The following is a 15158-nucleotide window of genomic DNA, read 5'->3' on the forward strand; positions in this document are numbered from 1 at the left end:
CGCACTGACAACGGGCTCCGATCAGCGGTTCTGCGGGGTGCGGGAGCTCCGCTCGTGGTGCTCCCGGCCGGTGCGGGACTCCGGGTGCCGGCAGGTGTGCGCGGTGGGCTGGGCGGGGATGCCGGGCCGCCGTTCGTCCGGGTTCCCGTGGAACCTGCCCATGATCATGAACGGGTCGAACATGACGACGACGCCCGCGAGAAGCAGGAAGACCAGCGGGCCGATCATCAGCGGGGCGAGCAGGGCCGCGGAGGAGGATCCGTCGGCCGGGGCGGGGGCGGAGACGCTGTGCAGATGGACGTTCAGGGCGGCCATGCCCGTGTAGTGCATGCCGCTGACGGCGATCCCCATGACGAGGCTGGCGCCCACGCTCCACAGGAAGCCGCGGACCTGTCCGGCGGCCCACAGGGCGGCGATCGCGGCCACCACGGCGATGACGACCGAGGCGGCGACGGTGAGGGTGTTGTACTGCAGCGTGCCGTTGAGCCGCATCCCGGCCATGCCCAGATAGTGCATGGAGGCGATACCCAGTCCGGTGATGGTGCCGCCGGTGAAGAGCGCGGCCCCGGTCGCCCCTTTGGAGCCGACCATGAAGATCCCGATGCCGACCATGACGATCGCGACGGCGAGGCTCGCGAACGTGGTCAGCGCGTCGTAGTGGACCGGGGTCTGCCGGACCTTGAAGCCCATCATCGCGACGAAGTGCATGGTCCAGATGCCGGAGCCGATGGCCGCCGAGCCGAGCGCGAGCCAGCCGATCCGCCGGCGGCCGTCGACGAGCATCGATCTGGTGGTGCAGCGCAGGCCGAGCGCTCCACCGAGGCAGGCCATGAGATAGGCCACCACCGGTGTGACGAGTCCGTAGCTGAAGCCGTCGACCGTGCCCTGCATTCGCGGCTGCCTTTCCCGCCCTGTCGCGTCCCTGGATTTCCTGCGATGCCCCCAGCCCCGGGACCGCCACAACGGTCAGGGTTGTCGCAGAGAGTATGACCCCCACCGGAATGGTCGAACGATTTTCCGGCAAAGAAACACGCCCTTGCCCCACTTGTGCGGTGCCCGTGAGCGGACTTGGGCAACTCCATTCAATTCGTGGTCATCCTGCACCCTCCTGCCGTTGACCCTCTGCTGTCACTCTTGAGCTGACCGTGATCGATCGACGCGAGGAGTACGCATGCACGTGCGCGCAGTTGCCGCCGCGACCACAGCGTTGTTGGGGGCCACCGTCCTCCTGCTCCCCACTTCCGCCGCCCATGCGGCCGCCGATACCGACAATCCGCTGGTCGTCGCGCACCGCGGAGCTTCCGCCTACGCGCCGGAGAACACCCTGGCCGCCGTCGACAAGGCCGACGAGATGGGCTTCGAATGGGTCGAGAACGACGTCCAGCGCACCCGGGACGGCCGACTCGTCGTGCTGCACGACGCGACACTGACCCGCACGACGAACGTCGAGGAGCTCTACCCGGAGCGCGCCCCCTGGAACGTGGCGGACTTCACCGCCGCGGAGATCGCGCGCCTGGACGCGGGCAGCTGGTTCGGCGCCGCCTACGCGGGCGCGCGCGTGCCGACGCTGGAGCAGTACATGAGGCGTGTGTCGCGCAACCACCAGAAGCTCGTCCTGGAGATCAAGAACCCGCAGCTCTACCCGGGGATCGAACAGCAGACGCTGAAGGTCCTCAGCAACGAGGGCTGGCTCGCCCCGGCGCAGTCGGAGAGGCTGGTGATCCAGAGCTTCAGCGCCGACACCGTACGCCGGGTCCACGAACTGAGCCCGGCGGTGAAAACCGGTCTGCTCGGCACCCCGGACATCGCCGACCTGCCCGAGTACGCCACGTTCAGCGACCAGATCAACTCCTCGTACACGACCATCTCCGGCTCGTACGTCGCGACGATCCACGCGCTGGAGGGCCCGCACGGGAAGCCGTTGGAGATCCTGACCTGGACCGTGAACGACGCGGTGAACGCCCGCCTGGTGGCGGGCTACGGAGTGAACGGGATCATCACCAACAAGCCGGACGTGGTCCGCGACGCCACGCAGGGCTGATCACGGTCCGGGGCGACGGCGTGCGTTCCGTGGAGGAACGCACGCCGCGGTCGTTGTCGGTGGCGGCCCGTACGGTGGTCGCATGAACAGCCATGCGCAGGACGAGCTGCAGGTCGTGTGGGCCGTCGTCGGCACGGACATCGGTCCGCTGCTGCTGGCCGCGACGGACGACGGCCTGGTCAACGTCGTGTTCCACGCCACGGACGCGGTGCGCGACCGGACCCTCGACCGGCTCGCCTCCCGTCTCGGCACCATCCCGGTGGAGGCCCCCGGCGCGCCTCAGCTGGCCGAGGCGATACGTCAGGTCGAGGCGTACTTCGCGGGCGAGCGGCACGACTTCGACCTGCCCCTGGACTGGTCGCTGATCTCCGGGTTCAACCGCCAGGTGCTGCGCGAGCTGGCGTCCGGCGTCCCCTACGGCTCGGTCGTCGGCTACGGCGACCTCGCGCGGCGCGTGGGGCAGCCGGGCGCGGCCCAGGCGGTCGGTGTGGCGATGGGGTCGAACCCGCTGCCCGTGGTGGTGCCGTGCCACCGGGTCGTCGAGAGCGACGGCGGTATCGGGGGGTTCGGTGGCGGGCTGGAGACGAAGCGGAAGCTGCTGGCGCTGGAAGGGGTGCTTCCCGAGCCTCTGTTCTGAGGCGGCCATGGGTGGGCTTTGTCCGCCGGTGCGTGACCTTTGTGTGTGAGGCGCCCCAGGGCGCGCGCAGTGGCGCGAATCGGTCATCGGGCATCGTTCCGGCGGACAGAGGCTGGCTGAAAACCGACGTCGACTATGCGTAGTGCCGTGCCTCGAACACGTTGCCGTCCGGGTCCCGGAAGTAGAAGCTGCGCCGGGCCGCGCCACGCGCGCCGAACGAGTCGTACGAGAAGCCCGAGACGGGGACCGCCCGTTCCTCCAGCCGGGTCCGCAGCTCGTCGAAGGCGTCGCCGGGCATGGCGAGACAGACGTGGTTGACGGGGTGGCCCGCGCTGTCGGCGGCACCGGGCACCATGCTCAGGGTCTCGGCCATGGCGAGCGGCATGAGGTCGAGGATGGTCTCGTCGTTGAGGCGCACGGAGGGGAAGGGGGCCCGTCCCGCCGCGTACTCGGTGACCCTCACGGGCTCCAGGCCGACGGCCTTCTCGTAGAAGTCGGCCGCGGCGACCGGCTCCCGCACCCAGAGGACGACGTGGTCGAGTCGTGTCGTGTTGTCCGTCATGCATCCCAGGCTGGTGTCCCGCACCACAGGGTGCAAGGGTTTGGCCGGGCGCGCCGTCCGCCAGGGATGAGGGAGGAACGACAGACAGGAGGCATGCGCGTGCTGGTGGTGTCGGAAGAGGTGCGGGAAGCGGTCGAGGCGCGTCGACCCGTGGTGGCGCTGGAGTCCACGATCATCGCGCACGGGCTCCCCCGCCCGCGCAATCTCCAGGTGGCGCTGGAGCTGGAGGAGGTCGTACGGCGGGAGGGCGCCGTACCGGCGACGATCGCCGTGCTCGACGGGCGGCCCCATATCGGGCTCGGCAAGGACCAGTTGGAGCGCGTCGCGAACGAGGACGGCATCCGCAAGCTGGGCCACCGGGACCTGCCCCTCGCGGTGGCCTCGGGGGCGAGCGGCGCCACCACCGTGTCGGCGACCGCCCAACTGGCGGCCCGGGCAGGCGTACGGGTGTTCGCGACGGGTGGGCTCGGGGGCGTGCACCGGGAGTGGACGGTGTCCCAGGACGAATCCGCGGACCTGGGGCTTCTGGCGCGCACCCGGATCACGGTGGTGTGCGCGGGCGTGAAGTCGATCCTGGACGTACCGGCCACCCTGCAGCGTCTGGAGACGCTGGGTGTCGCGGTCGCCGGGTACGGCACGGACCGCTTCCCCGGCTTCTATCTGTCCGACTCGGGTCATCCCGTGGAGTGGACGCTGGGGTCGCCCGGCGAGGTCGCGGCCGTCATGCGGGCGCAGGACGGGCTCGACGGCCCGGAGTCGGCGCTGATCGTCGCCAACCCCGTGCCCGAGGACGAGCAGCTCGATCCCGAGCTGCACGCGCGCGTGCTCGCCGACGCGCTGCGGGCCTGCGAGGCGGAGGGCGTGACGGGACAGGCGGTCACCCCCTTCCTCCTCGGCTACCTGGTACGGCACACCGACGGCGCCTCCCTGACCGCCAACCTGGCGGCGGTACGGGGCAACGTACGGCTCGCGGCACGGATCGCGGCGGCCTGGACCGGGGCGTGAGGTGGCGCGGCACGGCGTGACCGGGCCCGCCCGCGCGGAGGGCGGGGCGCTGCTGGTGGTGGGTGACGTCGTCACGGATGTCGTCGCCCGGCATCGCGGCCCCCTCGCGGCGGGCACCGACACGGCCTCCGCGATCCGGACGCTGCCCGGTGGGGCGGGTGCCAACGTGGCCTGCTGGGCGGCTCATCGGGGCTGCGCCGACGTACGGCTGCTCGGGTGCGTGGGCACGGACGGGGCCGAGTGGCACGAGCGGGAGCTGCGGGCCTCGGGCGTACGGCCTCTTCTGGTCGTCGACCCGGACGCGGCCACGGGAACCGTGATCTGTCTGGTGGACACGGGCGACGCGGGCGAACGCACGTTCCTCACCGACAGCGGCGCCGCGTTGCGGATGGATCCCGGCGACTGGTCGCCGTCCCTGCTCGACGGGGTCGCTCGGCTGCATCTGTCGGGCTATCTGTTCTTCTCGGAGTCGAGCCGCGCGCTGGCCTCAGTGGCCCTGGAGTCGGCACGCGCGCGTGGGGTGCCGGTGAGCGTCGATCCCGCGTCGGCGGGGTTCCTCACGCGGCTGGGCGTGGACCGTTTCCTCGCGCTCGTCGAGGGCGTCGACGTGCTGCTGCCCAGCCGTGACGAGGCGTGTCTGCTGACCGGGCTGCCCGATCCGGCCGACGCGGCGGCCAAGTTGAGCCGTCTCGTCCCCTTGGTCGTGGCCAAACAGGGCGCCGACGGAGCGCTGATCGCCCGTGGGGGCGGCGTCGAGTCACGGATCCCGGCGGCTCCCGCCGTACCCCGCGACACCACTGGCGCGGGCGACGCCTTCACCGGTGTGTTCCTGGCCGCGCTGCTCGCCGGCGCGGAGGTCGGGAAGGCGGCGGCCGAGGGGTGCGCCGCGGGGGCGCAGGCGGTGGGGGAGGTGGGCGGGAGGCCGCCGAGGGGCGGCTGAGGCCCGGGGGCCGAGCGGGAGTGCGGTGTGCCGCTACGCCTTCCTGCCCCAGGCCGAGATCAGTGGTGGGGCCGCGATGTCCAGCGCACCGGAGGTCACGTGGGCGAGGTGCCGGTCAATCTCCTCGTCCGTGGCGAGGCCGGCGGCGACGAGGGCCGCACGGAACCGGTCGACGGTCGTCGACTCCAGGGCGGAGCAGGCGGGTGAGGCGACGGGGAAGTACGCGTCGGCCTCCACGCCACGCAGTCCCGCCGCGCGCAGCAGGCGCGGGAGTCGGCGACCGTGCGCGGGATCGGTTCCGCGTTCGGCGAGCACCGCGGCGACGGCCGCGCGAAGCCGGTTGGCCAGTTGGTGTTCGGGGCCGGATTCCTCAAGACAGGCCAGGGGTTGGAGGGCGGGGTCGGCGTCCTCGATCAGCAGTCGTCCGCCGGGACGCAGAGCCTTGATCATCGACGACAACGCCCGGTCGCGGTCGGGCGCGTGGGCCAGGGTGAGCCGGGCGTGGACGAGGTCGAAGCCGTCCCCCGGCGGCTCGTCGACGCCCACGTGGTGGACGAGGGCCTCCACCGGGGGGCGGGTGACCGAGGGGACGGCCCATGAGATGTCGGTGTCGGTCGCGATGACCTTGCCGGTCGGGCCGACCTTCTTGGCCAGCCAGGAGATGACGGAGGTGCCGCCCGCGCCGACCTCCCAGCAGCGCCAGCCCGAGCCCAGGCCGAAGCCCTCCATGTGCCGGAACGTCGTGGGGTCGAAGAGCGTGGCGAAGGCGTCGGGGCCCTGCGCCGTCTCGGCCTGCCGGTGATCGAGGAGATACCCGTCGGTTCGCATCATGCCGCGATCATCCCATTTGAGCGTCTTATCACTAATAGCGACGCTCCCGCAGTCCGGACCGGCCGTCTACAAGTGAAGCGGAAGGTTCCGTTCCCACAGCCTTACCCGGCACTCGTTCGGCCCTGGCAAACTGGCGCGACAGGCACGAAGTGCGGTGCGAGGAGATCCACGCAAGGAGAAGCCAGATGTCCATGGCAGGGAATCTGCGGAAGGTCACCGGTCTCGACAAGGTCGGCGGTCTGCGCAGGATGGCACGGCTGGCCCGACGACGCCCCCGCGTCGACCTCAGCCATCCGGCCCGCTCCCCGCTGGGCACCTCGGTGGTGAACTGCGTGACGTACCACAAGGGCGTCCGAGCCCCCGCGGTCTCCGATGTCGTCGAGGCCGTCAAGCAGATCCGCCGGCACGACCACGGCTTCGTCTGGCTCGGGCTGCACGAGCCGACACAGCGGGAGTTCGCCGGCATCGCCGAACTCTTCGACCTGCACCCGCTGGCCGTGGAGGACGCGGTCGAGGCCCACCAGCGCCCGAAGCTGGAGCGCTACGACGACACACTGTTCGCGGTGTTCAAGACGGTCTGCTACGTCGAGCACACCGAACTGACCGCGACCAGCGAAGTGGTGCACACCGGCGAGATCATGGTCTTCGTCGGCACCGACTTCGTGATCACGGTCCGGCACGGGCGGCACGGCTCACTCGGCCCGCTGCGCGAGGAACTGGAGGCGAACCCCGAGCAGTTGGCCAAGGGACCGGCCGCGGTGCTGCACGCGATCGCGGACCACGTGGTGGACGACTATCTGAACGTCACGGACTCCGTCCAGACGGACATCGACCAGGTCGAGACCGATGTCTTCGCCGCGAACGGCGCGCGCGTCGACCCGGGGCGCATCTACCAGCTCAAGCGTGAACTCCTCGAACTGAAGCGGGCGGTGGCCCCGCTCGCCCGCCCGCTCCTGGAGCTGACCTCACGACCGATCCGGGTGGTCGACCCGGAGATACAGGCCTACTTCCGGGACGTCTCCGACCACCTGCTGCGGGCCACCGAGCAGATCGCCGCGTTCGACGAACTGCTCAACTCGATCCTCCAGGCGCATCTCGCGCAGGTCAGCGTCGCGCAGAACGAGGACATGCGCAAGATCACGGCATGGGCGGCGCTCATCGCCGTACCGACCATGGTGTGCGGGGTGTACGGCATGAACTTCGAGCACATGCCCGAGCTGCACTGGAGGTTCGGCTACCCGTTGGTGCTGGCCGTCATAGCCGCCGGCTGCGTCACCCTCTACCGGGGCTTCAAGCGCAACGGGTGGCTGTGACGGCGCGGCTGTAACGGGTCAGCGCGTCCCGCTCTTCGCGTAGACGCTTTCGACCCAGGAGGCGATCTGGTCGTCCGACAGATGGTGGGCCAGGTCGGCCTCGCTGATCATGCCGACGAGACGCTTGTTCTCGATCACCGGGAGCCGGCGGATCTGGTGCCCCTTCATCTCCTGGAGCACCTCGCTGACGTCGGCGTTCGCGTCGATCCAGCGCGGTGTGCCCTTGGCCAGTTCGCCGGCCGTGATCGTCGACGGGTCATGGCCCAGGGCGACACAGCCGACGACGATGTCGCGGTCGGTGAGGATGCCGCAGAGCCGTTCGTTCTGGTCGCTGATGGGGAGTGCTCCGACGTTCAGCTGGCGCATCAGCTGCGCGGCGCGGTCCAGGGTCTCGTGGGCGGGGATCCACTGGGCTCCGCGGTGCATGATGTCTCCGGCGGTGGTCATGTAGTACCTCCCGGTGCCGGACGGCCGGCGCGGCGCAGGACACACCGCTAGTCCCGGCGCCCTACATTCTTGCCGCGACCGGGGTGAAGCGCACTCGGAAGCCGCCGCCCGACCGCCGGTCAGCCGTTCCAGGCCGGGTGCCGTGGGTCGTCGGCGCGCACCAGGACGTCCGCGGCGGTGGCCGGGTCGGTCTCGGTCCCGTAGCGCTCGAAGGCGGGGAGGGTCCAGTGCTCGGCCTCGGGGGTGCGGCGGCGCAGGGCGCTCGGGGAGAGGAGGACGTGCACGGTCAGATCGAAGGGGAACCAGTGCTTCAGAAGGAGGGGGCCGTGCGTCAACAGCAGTGTTCCGGGCGGGAGTTGGACGTAGGGGCTGCGGGTGGCGCGGTCGGTGGCGGGGTCCCAGAGGTCGGGCAGGACCCGGCCCGTGCCGCCGGGGTCGAGCGGGCCGAAGACCTCCCGCCACAGCGCGGCGGTGTCGAACCAGCCGTCGTAGTACGCCTCCACGTCCTCGTGGCCGTACTCGAAGCGGAGCGAAGCCGGCCGCAGAAAGCCCTCGGTGCCCACGACGAGCGAGGACCGGCCGCGTATGCGCAGCGCCTCCGACACCCGGGCGGCGAGGTCCCCGGGGCGGGCGGCCGGGGCGCCGTCGAAGGCGACGCGCGGCCAAGGCGAGCCGTCGTCCGGCTTCAGGTCGAGGAGGCGGTCGGCGAGGAGGTCGCCGAGCCGTTCCCAGGTGATCGCTTCGAATCGCACACGGCCCATGATGCCGCGCGCGACCGACCCTGCCCGAGCCGGTCGGACGACCGGTCCGACGACCACGTGACCATGGGGCCACCGGGGGGAATGAACCGCGTATGGCAGCGCTCGCCACTCCCCCGCCCCGTACCGGACTTGTCGTCGTGCAGGCGCTCAGGAAGAAGCACTGCGCCGAGTGCCGGAGCGGGCCGGTGGCGATGCTGGTGCTGGAGGAGGGGGCGCCGCGCTGCCTCGACTGCGCCGATCTCGGGCATCTCCTGTTCCTGCCCCGGGGCGACACCGCGCTCACCCGGCGGGCCCGGGAGGAGAGCGCGCTGTCGGCGGTGGTCGTGCGGTTCAACCGGCGCCGGAGCCGGTACGAGCGGCAGGGCGTCCTCGTCGAGGAGGCGGCGCTCGCCCGTGCCGAGGAACGGTGCCTGGCGGACGCGGAGGCCCGACGCCGCCGCAGGGCCCGCGACGCACGGCGGCGGGCCGCGGAGGACGTGCGCTTCACGGACGCGTTCGCGACAGAGATCCGGCGCCTGTTCCCCGCGTGCCCGGCCGGGCGGGCCCGGGAGATCGCCGCCCACGCCTCCCTGCGGGGCAGCGGCCGTGTCGGCCGCAGCGCCGCGGGGCGCGCCCTGACGGAGCTCGCGGTGACCTCGGCGGTCATCGCCTCCGTACGGCATGTCGACACGCCGTACGACCGCCTTCTGATGACCGGCGTACCCCGCTACGAGGCCCGCCGACGGATCGCGGGGGTGGTGGAGGCGACGCTGCGGGGGTGGAGGACGGGTGAGTGAAGGCGGTGGGTGAAGGGGCGGGGGCGGGGCAGGGATGGTTGGAGTCGGGGGATCGAGGTGGGAGCGGACATGATCGATGGGCCGTACTTCGTGCTGACGGTGCTGGGGCTGCTCGGGACGGGGATCGTGGCGGGGGTGTTCGTCGGGTTCTCGACGTTCGTGATGAAGGGGCTGGCGTCGTTGCCGCCTGCGCAGGGTGTGGCGGCGATGCAGGCGATCAATGTGAGCGCGCTGACACCGGCGTTCATGCTGGTGTTCGTGGGTACGGCGGTGCTGTGTGCCGTGCTGGCCGTCGTGACGTTCGTGCTGTGGCCGGACGAGGGCAGAGTGGAGCTGCTGCTGGGCAGCGCGCTGTATCTGTTCGGCTGTTTCGGGGTCACGATGGTGGCGAACGTGCCGCGCAACGACACGCTCGCCAAGCTGGACCCAGGCACGGCGGAGGCGGCGACGTACTGGCGCGAGTACGTGAGCCGGTGGACGGTGTGGAACCACGTCCGGGCGGTCGCCTCGGCCGCCGCGGCCCTGTCGTATCTGCTGGCCCTCGCCTGAGGCGGGGGCGGCGGGCGCGTCGTATCGTGGCGGGGAGAGAGCCGCCCGACGCTGTACGGCCGTGCCCGTACGCGCACGCCCTACGTGAGGGAGACGGCCATGGCCGATCCCAAGGGTTTTCTGACCACCCCGCGCGAGGAGTGGCCGCGTCGGCCCGTGCAGGAGCGGGTGCGGGACTGGGACGAGGTGTATGTCCCGGGGGCGCTGCTGCCGATCATCAGCGGGCAGGCGGACCGCTGTATGGACTGCGGGATCCCGTTCTGTCACGAAGCCTGTCCGCTGGGGAATCTGATCCCCGAGTGGAACGACCTGGTGTCGCGGGAGGACTGGCGGGCGGCGAGCGACCGGCTGCACGCGACGAACAACTTCCCGGAGTTCACCGGGCGGTTGTGTCCCGCTCCGTGCGAGGCGGGGTGTGTGCTGGCGATCAATCAGCCCGCGGTGACCATCAAGAACGTCGAGGTGGCCATCGCGGACCGGGCGTGGGAGGACGGTTTCACGCCACCCCGGCCGCCCGACCGGCTGTCCGGGAGGACGGTCGCCGTCATCGGCTCCGGGCCCACGGGGCTGGCGGCGGCGCAGCAGCTGACGCGGGCCGGGCACACGGTCGCCGTGTACGAACGGGCGGACCGGATCGGGGGGTTGCTGCGGTACGGGATCCCGGCGTTCAAGATGGAGCGGCGGCAGCTGGACCGGCGGTTGGAGCAGATGCGGGCGGAGGGCACGAAGTTCCGTACGTCGACCGCCGTGGGCAGCGACGTCGGGGCGGCCGAGCTGCGGGCCCGGTACGACGCGGTGGTGATCGCCACGGGGGCCACGGCCTGGCGGGAACTGGAGGTGCCCGGGCGGGAGTTGGCCGGGATACATCAGGCGATGGAGTATCTGCCGCTGGCCGACCGGGTGTGCGAGGGGGATCTGGCGGTGTCGCCGTTGTCGGCGGCCGGGAAGCATGTGGTGATCGTCGGGGGTGGTGACACGGGAGCGGACTGTCTGGGGACGGCGGTGCGGGAAGGGGCCGCGTCCGTGACGCAGCTGGACATCTACGCGCTGCCGGGGGCGGAGCGCGACGAGGACGTCGATCCGTGGCCGACGTATCCGAAGGTGTACCGGCTCTCGGCCGCGCACGAGGAGGCGCGTGACCTGCGGTCCGCGCCGGCGGCCGACGCGGACGCGCGGCTCTTCGCGGCGTCCACGCTCCGCTTCACCGGGGACGAGGCGGGGCATGTGCGGGCGTTGCACCTGGTCGAGGTGGACGAGCGGCGGCGGGTCCGGCCCGGGACCGGGCGGACGCTGCCCGTGGATCTCGTCCTGCTCGCGCTCGGGTTCTCCGGGCCTGACCTCCACGACGGGCTCGTCGACCAGCTCGGGCTGGCCCTCGATCCACGCGGGACGATCACGCGGGGACCGGACTTCGCAACCAGCGTGCCCGGTGTGTACGCCGCCGGGGACGCCGCGCGGGGCCAGTCCCTCGTCGTCTGGGCGATCGCCGAGGGGCGGGCCGTGGCCGCGGCCGTCGACCGCCGGCTGACCGGGGTGGACCGGCTGCCGGCGCCGATCGGACCGTACGACCGGCCCATGACGGCGTAGCCGCGACCCCGGGAGGGACGGCCGCCGGTTCGGCATGGCCGGCCCAGGTGGACGGGGCGGCTTCCGGTCGACAGTAAATCGGACGCGGTGGGATTATTGGGGCAGGGTGGTACGTCGCCGCTGCCGCCGTGGGCACCCAACAATCCGGCGGTGATCTGCCCCCATCCTTCGTTCCGTCGTCAGGCGTAGGGCTCCTTCCCTCGCGTCCCCCCTGTTGACGGCCGGTCCTGGAGGGTGCTCGATGACGACGCTCGACGAACGTCACGGAGAACACGCAGATGGACACGGAGATGGTGCGCACGGCGGGGCTCCGCACCGGGGCGGCCCCGCACCCGGTTCTCACGTCGTCTCCCTGAACCAGCCGACCGCCTCCCTCCCTCCGCTCGCCGGTTCCAAGGCGGCCCGTCTGGCCCGGGCGGCCCGTGCGGGGCTGCCCGTGCTGCCCGGCTTCGTGATACCGCCCCACCCACCGGACGCGCCCGGTGAGGCGCGCGCCGGTGGGACGCGTACCGACGGGACGCGTACCAATGGGACGCGTACCAATGGGACGCATACGCACGCCGGTGAGGTCTCCGCCCTGTCGCGCGCCTGGGACGAGTTGTCCCGGCATGGTGCGCGCCCCCTGGTCGTACGGTCCTCCTCGCCTCAGGAGGACACGGAGACATCGTCGGCGGCGGGACAGTTCGACTCGGTGCTCGATGTGCGGGGGTGGGAGGAGTTCCGGGCGGCGGTGCGCACGGTGCTCGGCTCGGCGCGGCGACCCGGCGGGAACAGCGCGCCCATGGCGGTGCTCGTGCAGCCGATGCTCAGGGCCCGGGTCGGAGGTGTGCTGTTCGGCGCGGATCCCGTGGCCGGGCGGACCGATCGCATGCTGGTCAGCGCGGTACGGGGCGGCCCCGACACGCTGGTCGGCGGTGAACGGCCGGGGACGGGCTACCGGTTGAGCAGATGGGGGCGACTGCTGCGGACGGAGTCGGCCGAGTCGGCCGAGTCGGCCGAGTCGGCCGAGTCGGCCGAGTCGTCGCTCGGCGTCTCCGAGCCCCTGCTCACCGCCTCCGAGCTGCGGCGTCTGGCCCGGCTCGCGCGGCGGGCCGCCCAGGTGTTCGGGGGGCCGCAGGACATCGAGTTCGGCTTCGGTGAGGACGGACGGCTGTGGCTGTTCCAGAGCCGTCCGATCACGGCGATGGCGGCCCGGCCGGCGCGGGGTGCCCGGCTGCTCGGTCCCGGGCCGGTGGCGGAGACCCTGCCGGGACAGTTGGAGCCGCTGGAGGAGGATCTGTGGGTGGCGCCGATGGCCCGGGGCCTCGCCTTCGCGCTGGACATCGGCGGGAGTGCGCCGCGCCGGTGGCTGCGGGCGGCGCCGGTCGTCACCGTGGTCGACGGTCGCGCGGCGGCGGACCTGCGGCTGCTGGGCGCCGTTCCGCCGAGGCACCCCGGGCTCGCGTGGCTCAACCCGGCGCCGGGTGCCCGGAGGCTGGGGGCCGCGTGGCGGGTGGGGCGGCTGAGGTCGACGTTGCCGGGGCTGGCGACGGACCTGGTGGCGGACGTCGACCGGCGGCTCACCGAGACCCCGTCGACCGCCGAACTGCCGACCGCCGAGCTGATCTCGACGCTCCGCTGGACGCGCGCGACCCTGGTCTCGCTGCACGCGCAGGAGGCCCTCGCGGGGGCCCTCCTCCCGGAGCCTCGCGTCACGGCCGCGGGCACCGCCCTCGCCACGCTCACGGAGACGAGGTACCGGGACCGGCGTCTGCCGGACCACCGGGTGGTGGCCGCCGAACCCGTGGTTCTCGCCCTCACGGCCCCCAGCCTCTGGGGTGACCTGCGGCTGCCTCCGCCGGAGCCCACCCACCACAACGGTGCCTCCGCGGCCACCGCCACCGCCGACGAGCCCTCGGCCACGGTCCACGAGCCCCCCTCCGCCGCGGCCTACGAACCCACCGCCGCCCCCGCCTCGGCCCCGTCCCCCGCCGCCGACCGCCGTGAAGAGCCGCCCCTCCACCGCACCGCCTCCCTCTCCCTGGGCGCCCTCCCGCCCCGCGAGGCCCTGCGGCTGCGGGTCCGGTGGGTACAGGAGTTGCAGGTCAGGCTGGTGCGGGAGGCGGCGCGCCGACTGCTCGTGCGGGGTGTCCTGGGCGAGGCCCGGCGGGCGGGGCTGCTGCGGTGGAAGGAGTTCGTGACGGCGCTGGAGGGCGGCGGGCTGCCGGCGGACTTCGGCGAACGGCTGCCCCGGGCCGTGTCCGCGCCGCTCCCGGACCGGTTCCGGCTCGCGGACGGCGGGGTGGTCGTCGCCGAGCGCACCGCCGGGCCGTCCGCCGGCGGAGGCCGGGGCGTGTCCGGCGGCCGGGGGGTCGGCACGGTGTGGGACGGCGCCGGGGCCAGGCCGCCGGATGCCGTACTGGTGGTCCGCACCCTCGATCCGGCGCTCGCCCCGCTGCTGCCCCACGTCGTGGGACTGGTCGCGCAGACGGGCAGCCCCTTGTCGCATCTCGCCGTGCTGGCCCGGGAGTTCCGGGTGCCGACGGTGGTCGGGGTCGAGGACGCGGTGCGCCGTTTCCCGCCGGGCAGCCGACTGACGGTCGACGGCGACTCCGGCGACGTACGGACCGGCGGCAACTCCGGTGACGTACGGGCTAGCGGCGGCTCCGGTGACGTACGGGCTAGCGGCGGCTCCGGTGACGTACGGGCCGGCGGCGGTTCGAGGGACGTATGGGCGGAGGGTTCGTGATGAGGCGCCTCGCCTACCTCTTCGGGGGCACGGCAGCGCTCGGCGCGGGCGTCTACTTCGTCGTCTACCTCACCCGGTGGCAGTGGCAGCGGGCCATCCTCAGCGGGGTGCTGCTGCTGATCATCGGGGTGCTGCTGCTCGGGCTGGTGCTGCTGGGGCGTCTGGCGCGGATCGAGGAGCGGATCCGGGAGAGCGACCGGCGGCAGCAGGACGCGCTGGCCCGGCTCCGGCAGACGCGCACGGACGAGCGGGGTAACCGGTTCCGCTGGCTGGAGGACCCGGCGAGTCGTACGTATGTCTTTGTGCCGGTGCTGCTGGTCACCGGTGTGGTGCTGTCGGGGATCGCGTGGCTGGTGCAGCGGATCGCGTCGGTGACGGCCCGGCCGACGGCGGAACGGCGTCTCGCCGGGCGGCTGGCCGTGCTGACCGCGCCCGATCCGGCGCCGGAGGCGGATCTGGAGGACGCGGCGCCACCCGGTGGCGGTGGACGGAGCCGGGCGGCGCGGCTGATCACCGTGGCGGTCGGCGTCGCCCTGCTGGCCTCGCTGGTGGTCGGGCTCGCCGACCTCACCCAGACCAGGAAGACGGAGCGGAACGGGGCCGAGGCGACCGCCGTGCTGGTGCAGGTGGACATGCGGGGCGTACGGCCGAACGCCGAGCGGGAGGCCATGGCCGCGTCCCAGGCGTGGGAGCGCTGCCGGAACTCCACGTCGGTGCCCCTGCGGCGGACCACGCTCGGCGAGCTCGGCGACGGGCTGTTCGCCGGGACCGTCCGCCCCGCGCTCACCGATCATGACCGTCTGCGGCTACGCGGCTGTCTGGAGGACGCCGACGTGGACCGGGCGCACCTCACGGTGGTGGGCATCGGGGACGCGGACCGGGAGTGAACGCCGGGATCGCCATAATCGACGTAAAAGCCGTGAGTTCGCACACAATCAGACAGAACGCTTACGCCGGTCGGGCTACGATGCCGGGCAGACC

General features: G+C 72.5%; 15 protein-coding genes. 10 read left to right on the forward strand and 5 right to left on the reverse strand.

Going from position 1 to position 15158, the window contains the following annotated elements; all coding sequences use genetic code 11:
* Positions 1-21 precede the first annotated feature (21 nt).
* The gene (locus ACZ7MG_RS41080) at positions 22-891 is read right to left on the reverse strand and encodes an MHYT domain-containing protein (protein ID WP_471391969.1); all 870 of its coding nucleotides are present in this window, start codon (positions 889-891) and stop codon (positions 22-24) included.
* Positions 892-1171: 280 nt separating this feature from the next.
* Between ACZ7MG_RS41080 and ACZ7MG_RS41085 the strand changes: the two genes are divergently transcribed.
* Positions 1172-2041 (forward strand): glycerophosphodiester phosphodiesterase, encoded by an 870-nt coding sequence (locus ACZ7MG_RS41085; protein WP_471391971.1) that lies wholly within the window; start codon positions 1172-1174, stop codon positions 2039-2041.
* Between the two features lie 82 nt (positions 2042-2123).
* Positions 2124-2678, forward strand: a complete 555-nt coding sequence (locus ACZ7MG_RS41090; RefSeq protein WP_471391973.1) for a methylated-DNA--[protein]-cysteine S-methyltransferase — start codon at positions 2124-2126, stop codon at positions 2676-2678.
* A 133-nt stretch (positions 2679-2811) separates the two neighbouring features.
* Here ACZ7MG_RS41090 and ACZ7MG_RS41095 read toward each other — a convergent pair whose 3' ends face one another.
* The gene (locus tag ACZ7MG_RS41095) at positions 2812-3240 is read right to left on the reverse strand and encodes a VOC family protein (protein ID WP_471391976.1); all 429 of its coding nucleotides are present in this window, start codon (positions 3238-3240) and stop codon (positions 2812-2814) included.
* Between the two features lie 93 nt (positions 3241-3333).
* On the opposite strand from ACZ7MG_RS41095, the gene ACZ7MG_RS41100 reads away from it, so the two are divergent.
* Together ACZ7MG_RS41100 and ACZ7MG_RS41105 are read left to right on the forward strand one after the other, a co-directional pair.
* Positions 3334-4245, forward strand: coding sequence for a pseudouridine-5'-phosphate glycosidase (locus ACZ7MG_RS41100; RefSeq protein ID WP_471391978.1), 912 nt, complete (start codon positions 3334-3336; stop codon positions 4243-4245).
* 16 nt (positions 4246-4261) lie between these two features.
* The gene (locus ACZ7MG_RS41105) at positions 4262-5185 is read left to right on the forward strand and encodes a carbohydrate kinase family protein (RefSeq protein WP_471391981.1); all 924 of its coding nucleotides are present in this window, start codon (positions 4262-4264) and stop codon (positions 5183-5185) included.
* A 33-nt stretch (positions 5186-5218) separates the two neighbouring features.
* Here ACZ7MG_RS41105 and ACZ7MG_RS41110 read toward each other — a convergent pair whose 3' ends face one another.
* A complete protein-coding gene (locus ACZ7MG_RS41110) occupies positions 5219-6016 on the reverse strand; it encodes a methyltransferase domain-containing protein (RefSeq protein ID WP_471391984.1) in 798 nt (265 codons plus the stop codon).
* Between the two features lie 185 nt (positions 6017-6201).
* Between ACZ7MG_RS41110 and ACZ7MG_RS41115 the strand changes: the two genes are divergently transcribed.
* Positions 6202-7329 carry a magnesium and cobalt transport protein CorA gene (locus ACZ7MG_RS41115; RefSeq protein ID WP_471391986.1) on the forward strand — a complete coding sequence of 376 codons (1128 nt, stop codon included), beginning with the start codon at positions 6202-6204 and terminating at the stop codon, positions 7327-7329.
* Positions 7330-7347: 18 nt separating this feature from the next.
* On the opposite strand, the gene ACZ7MG_RS41120 is transcribed toward ACZ7MG_RS41115, so the two are convergent.
* Together ACZ7MG_RS41120 and ACZ7MG_RS41125 are read right to left on the reverse strand one after the other, a co-directional pair.
* Positions 7348-7776, reverse strand: a complete 429-nt coding sequence (locus ACZ7MG_RS41120) for a CBS domain-containing protein (protein WP_471391989.1) — start codon at positions 7774-7776, stop codon at positions 7348-7350.
* A gap of 119 nt (positions 7777-7895) precedes the next feature.
* Entirely contained in the window at positions 7896-8537 is a 642-nt protein-coding gene (locus ACZ7MG_RS41125) for a nucleoside/nucleotide kinase family protein (protein ID WP_471391992.1), read from the reverse strand.
* A gap of 92 nt (positions 8538-8629) precedes the next feature.
* On the opposite strand from ACZ7MG_RS41125, the gene ACZ7MG_RS41130 reads away from it, so the two are divergent.
* The 5 genes from ACZ7MG_RS41130 (at position 8630) to ACZ7MG_RS41150 (ending at position 15064) form a co-directional block, all read left to right on the forward strand.
* Complete coding sequence (locus ACZ7MG_RS41130) at positions 8630-9313, forward strand: DUF2293 domain-containing protein (protein WP_471391993.1); 684 nt, start codon at positions 8630-8632, stop codon at positions 9311-9313.
* 69 nt (positions 9314-9382) lie between these two features.
* Positions 9383-9862, forward strand: a complete 480-nt coding sequence (locus ACZ7MG_RS41135) for an anthrone oxygenase family protein (RefSeq protein WP_471391996.1) — start codon at positions 9383-9385, stop codon at positions 9860-9862.
* A 99-nt stretch (positions 9863-9961) separates the two neighbouring features.
* Positions 9962-11449 carry a glutamate synthase subunit beta gene (locus ACZ7MG_RS41140; protein WP_471391998.1) on the forward strand — a complete coding sequence of 496 codons (1488 nt, stop codon included), beginning with the start codon at positions 9962-9964 and terminating at the stop codon, positions 11447-11449.
* 241 nt (positions 11450-11690) lie between these two features.
* Complete coding sequence (locus ACZ7MG_RS41145; RefSeq protein WP_471392001.1) at positions 11691-14177, forward strand: PEP/pyruvate-binding domain-containing protein; 2487 nt, start codon at positions 11691-11693, stop codon at positions 14175-14177.
* A complete protein-coding gene (locus tag ACZ7MG_RS41150; RefSeq protein ID WP_471392004.1) occupies positions 14177-15064 on the forward strand; it encodes a hypothetical protein in 888 nt (295 codons plus the stop codon). Before ACZ7MG_RS41145 ends, ACZ7MG_RS41150 begins: the two co-directional genes overlap by 1 nt.
* The last annotated feature ends 94 nt before the right edge of the window (positions 15065-15158 follow it).

Source organism: Streptomyces sp. NPDC107538, assembly GCF_055657445.1.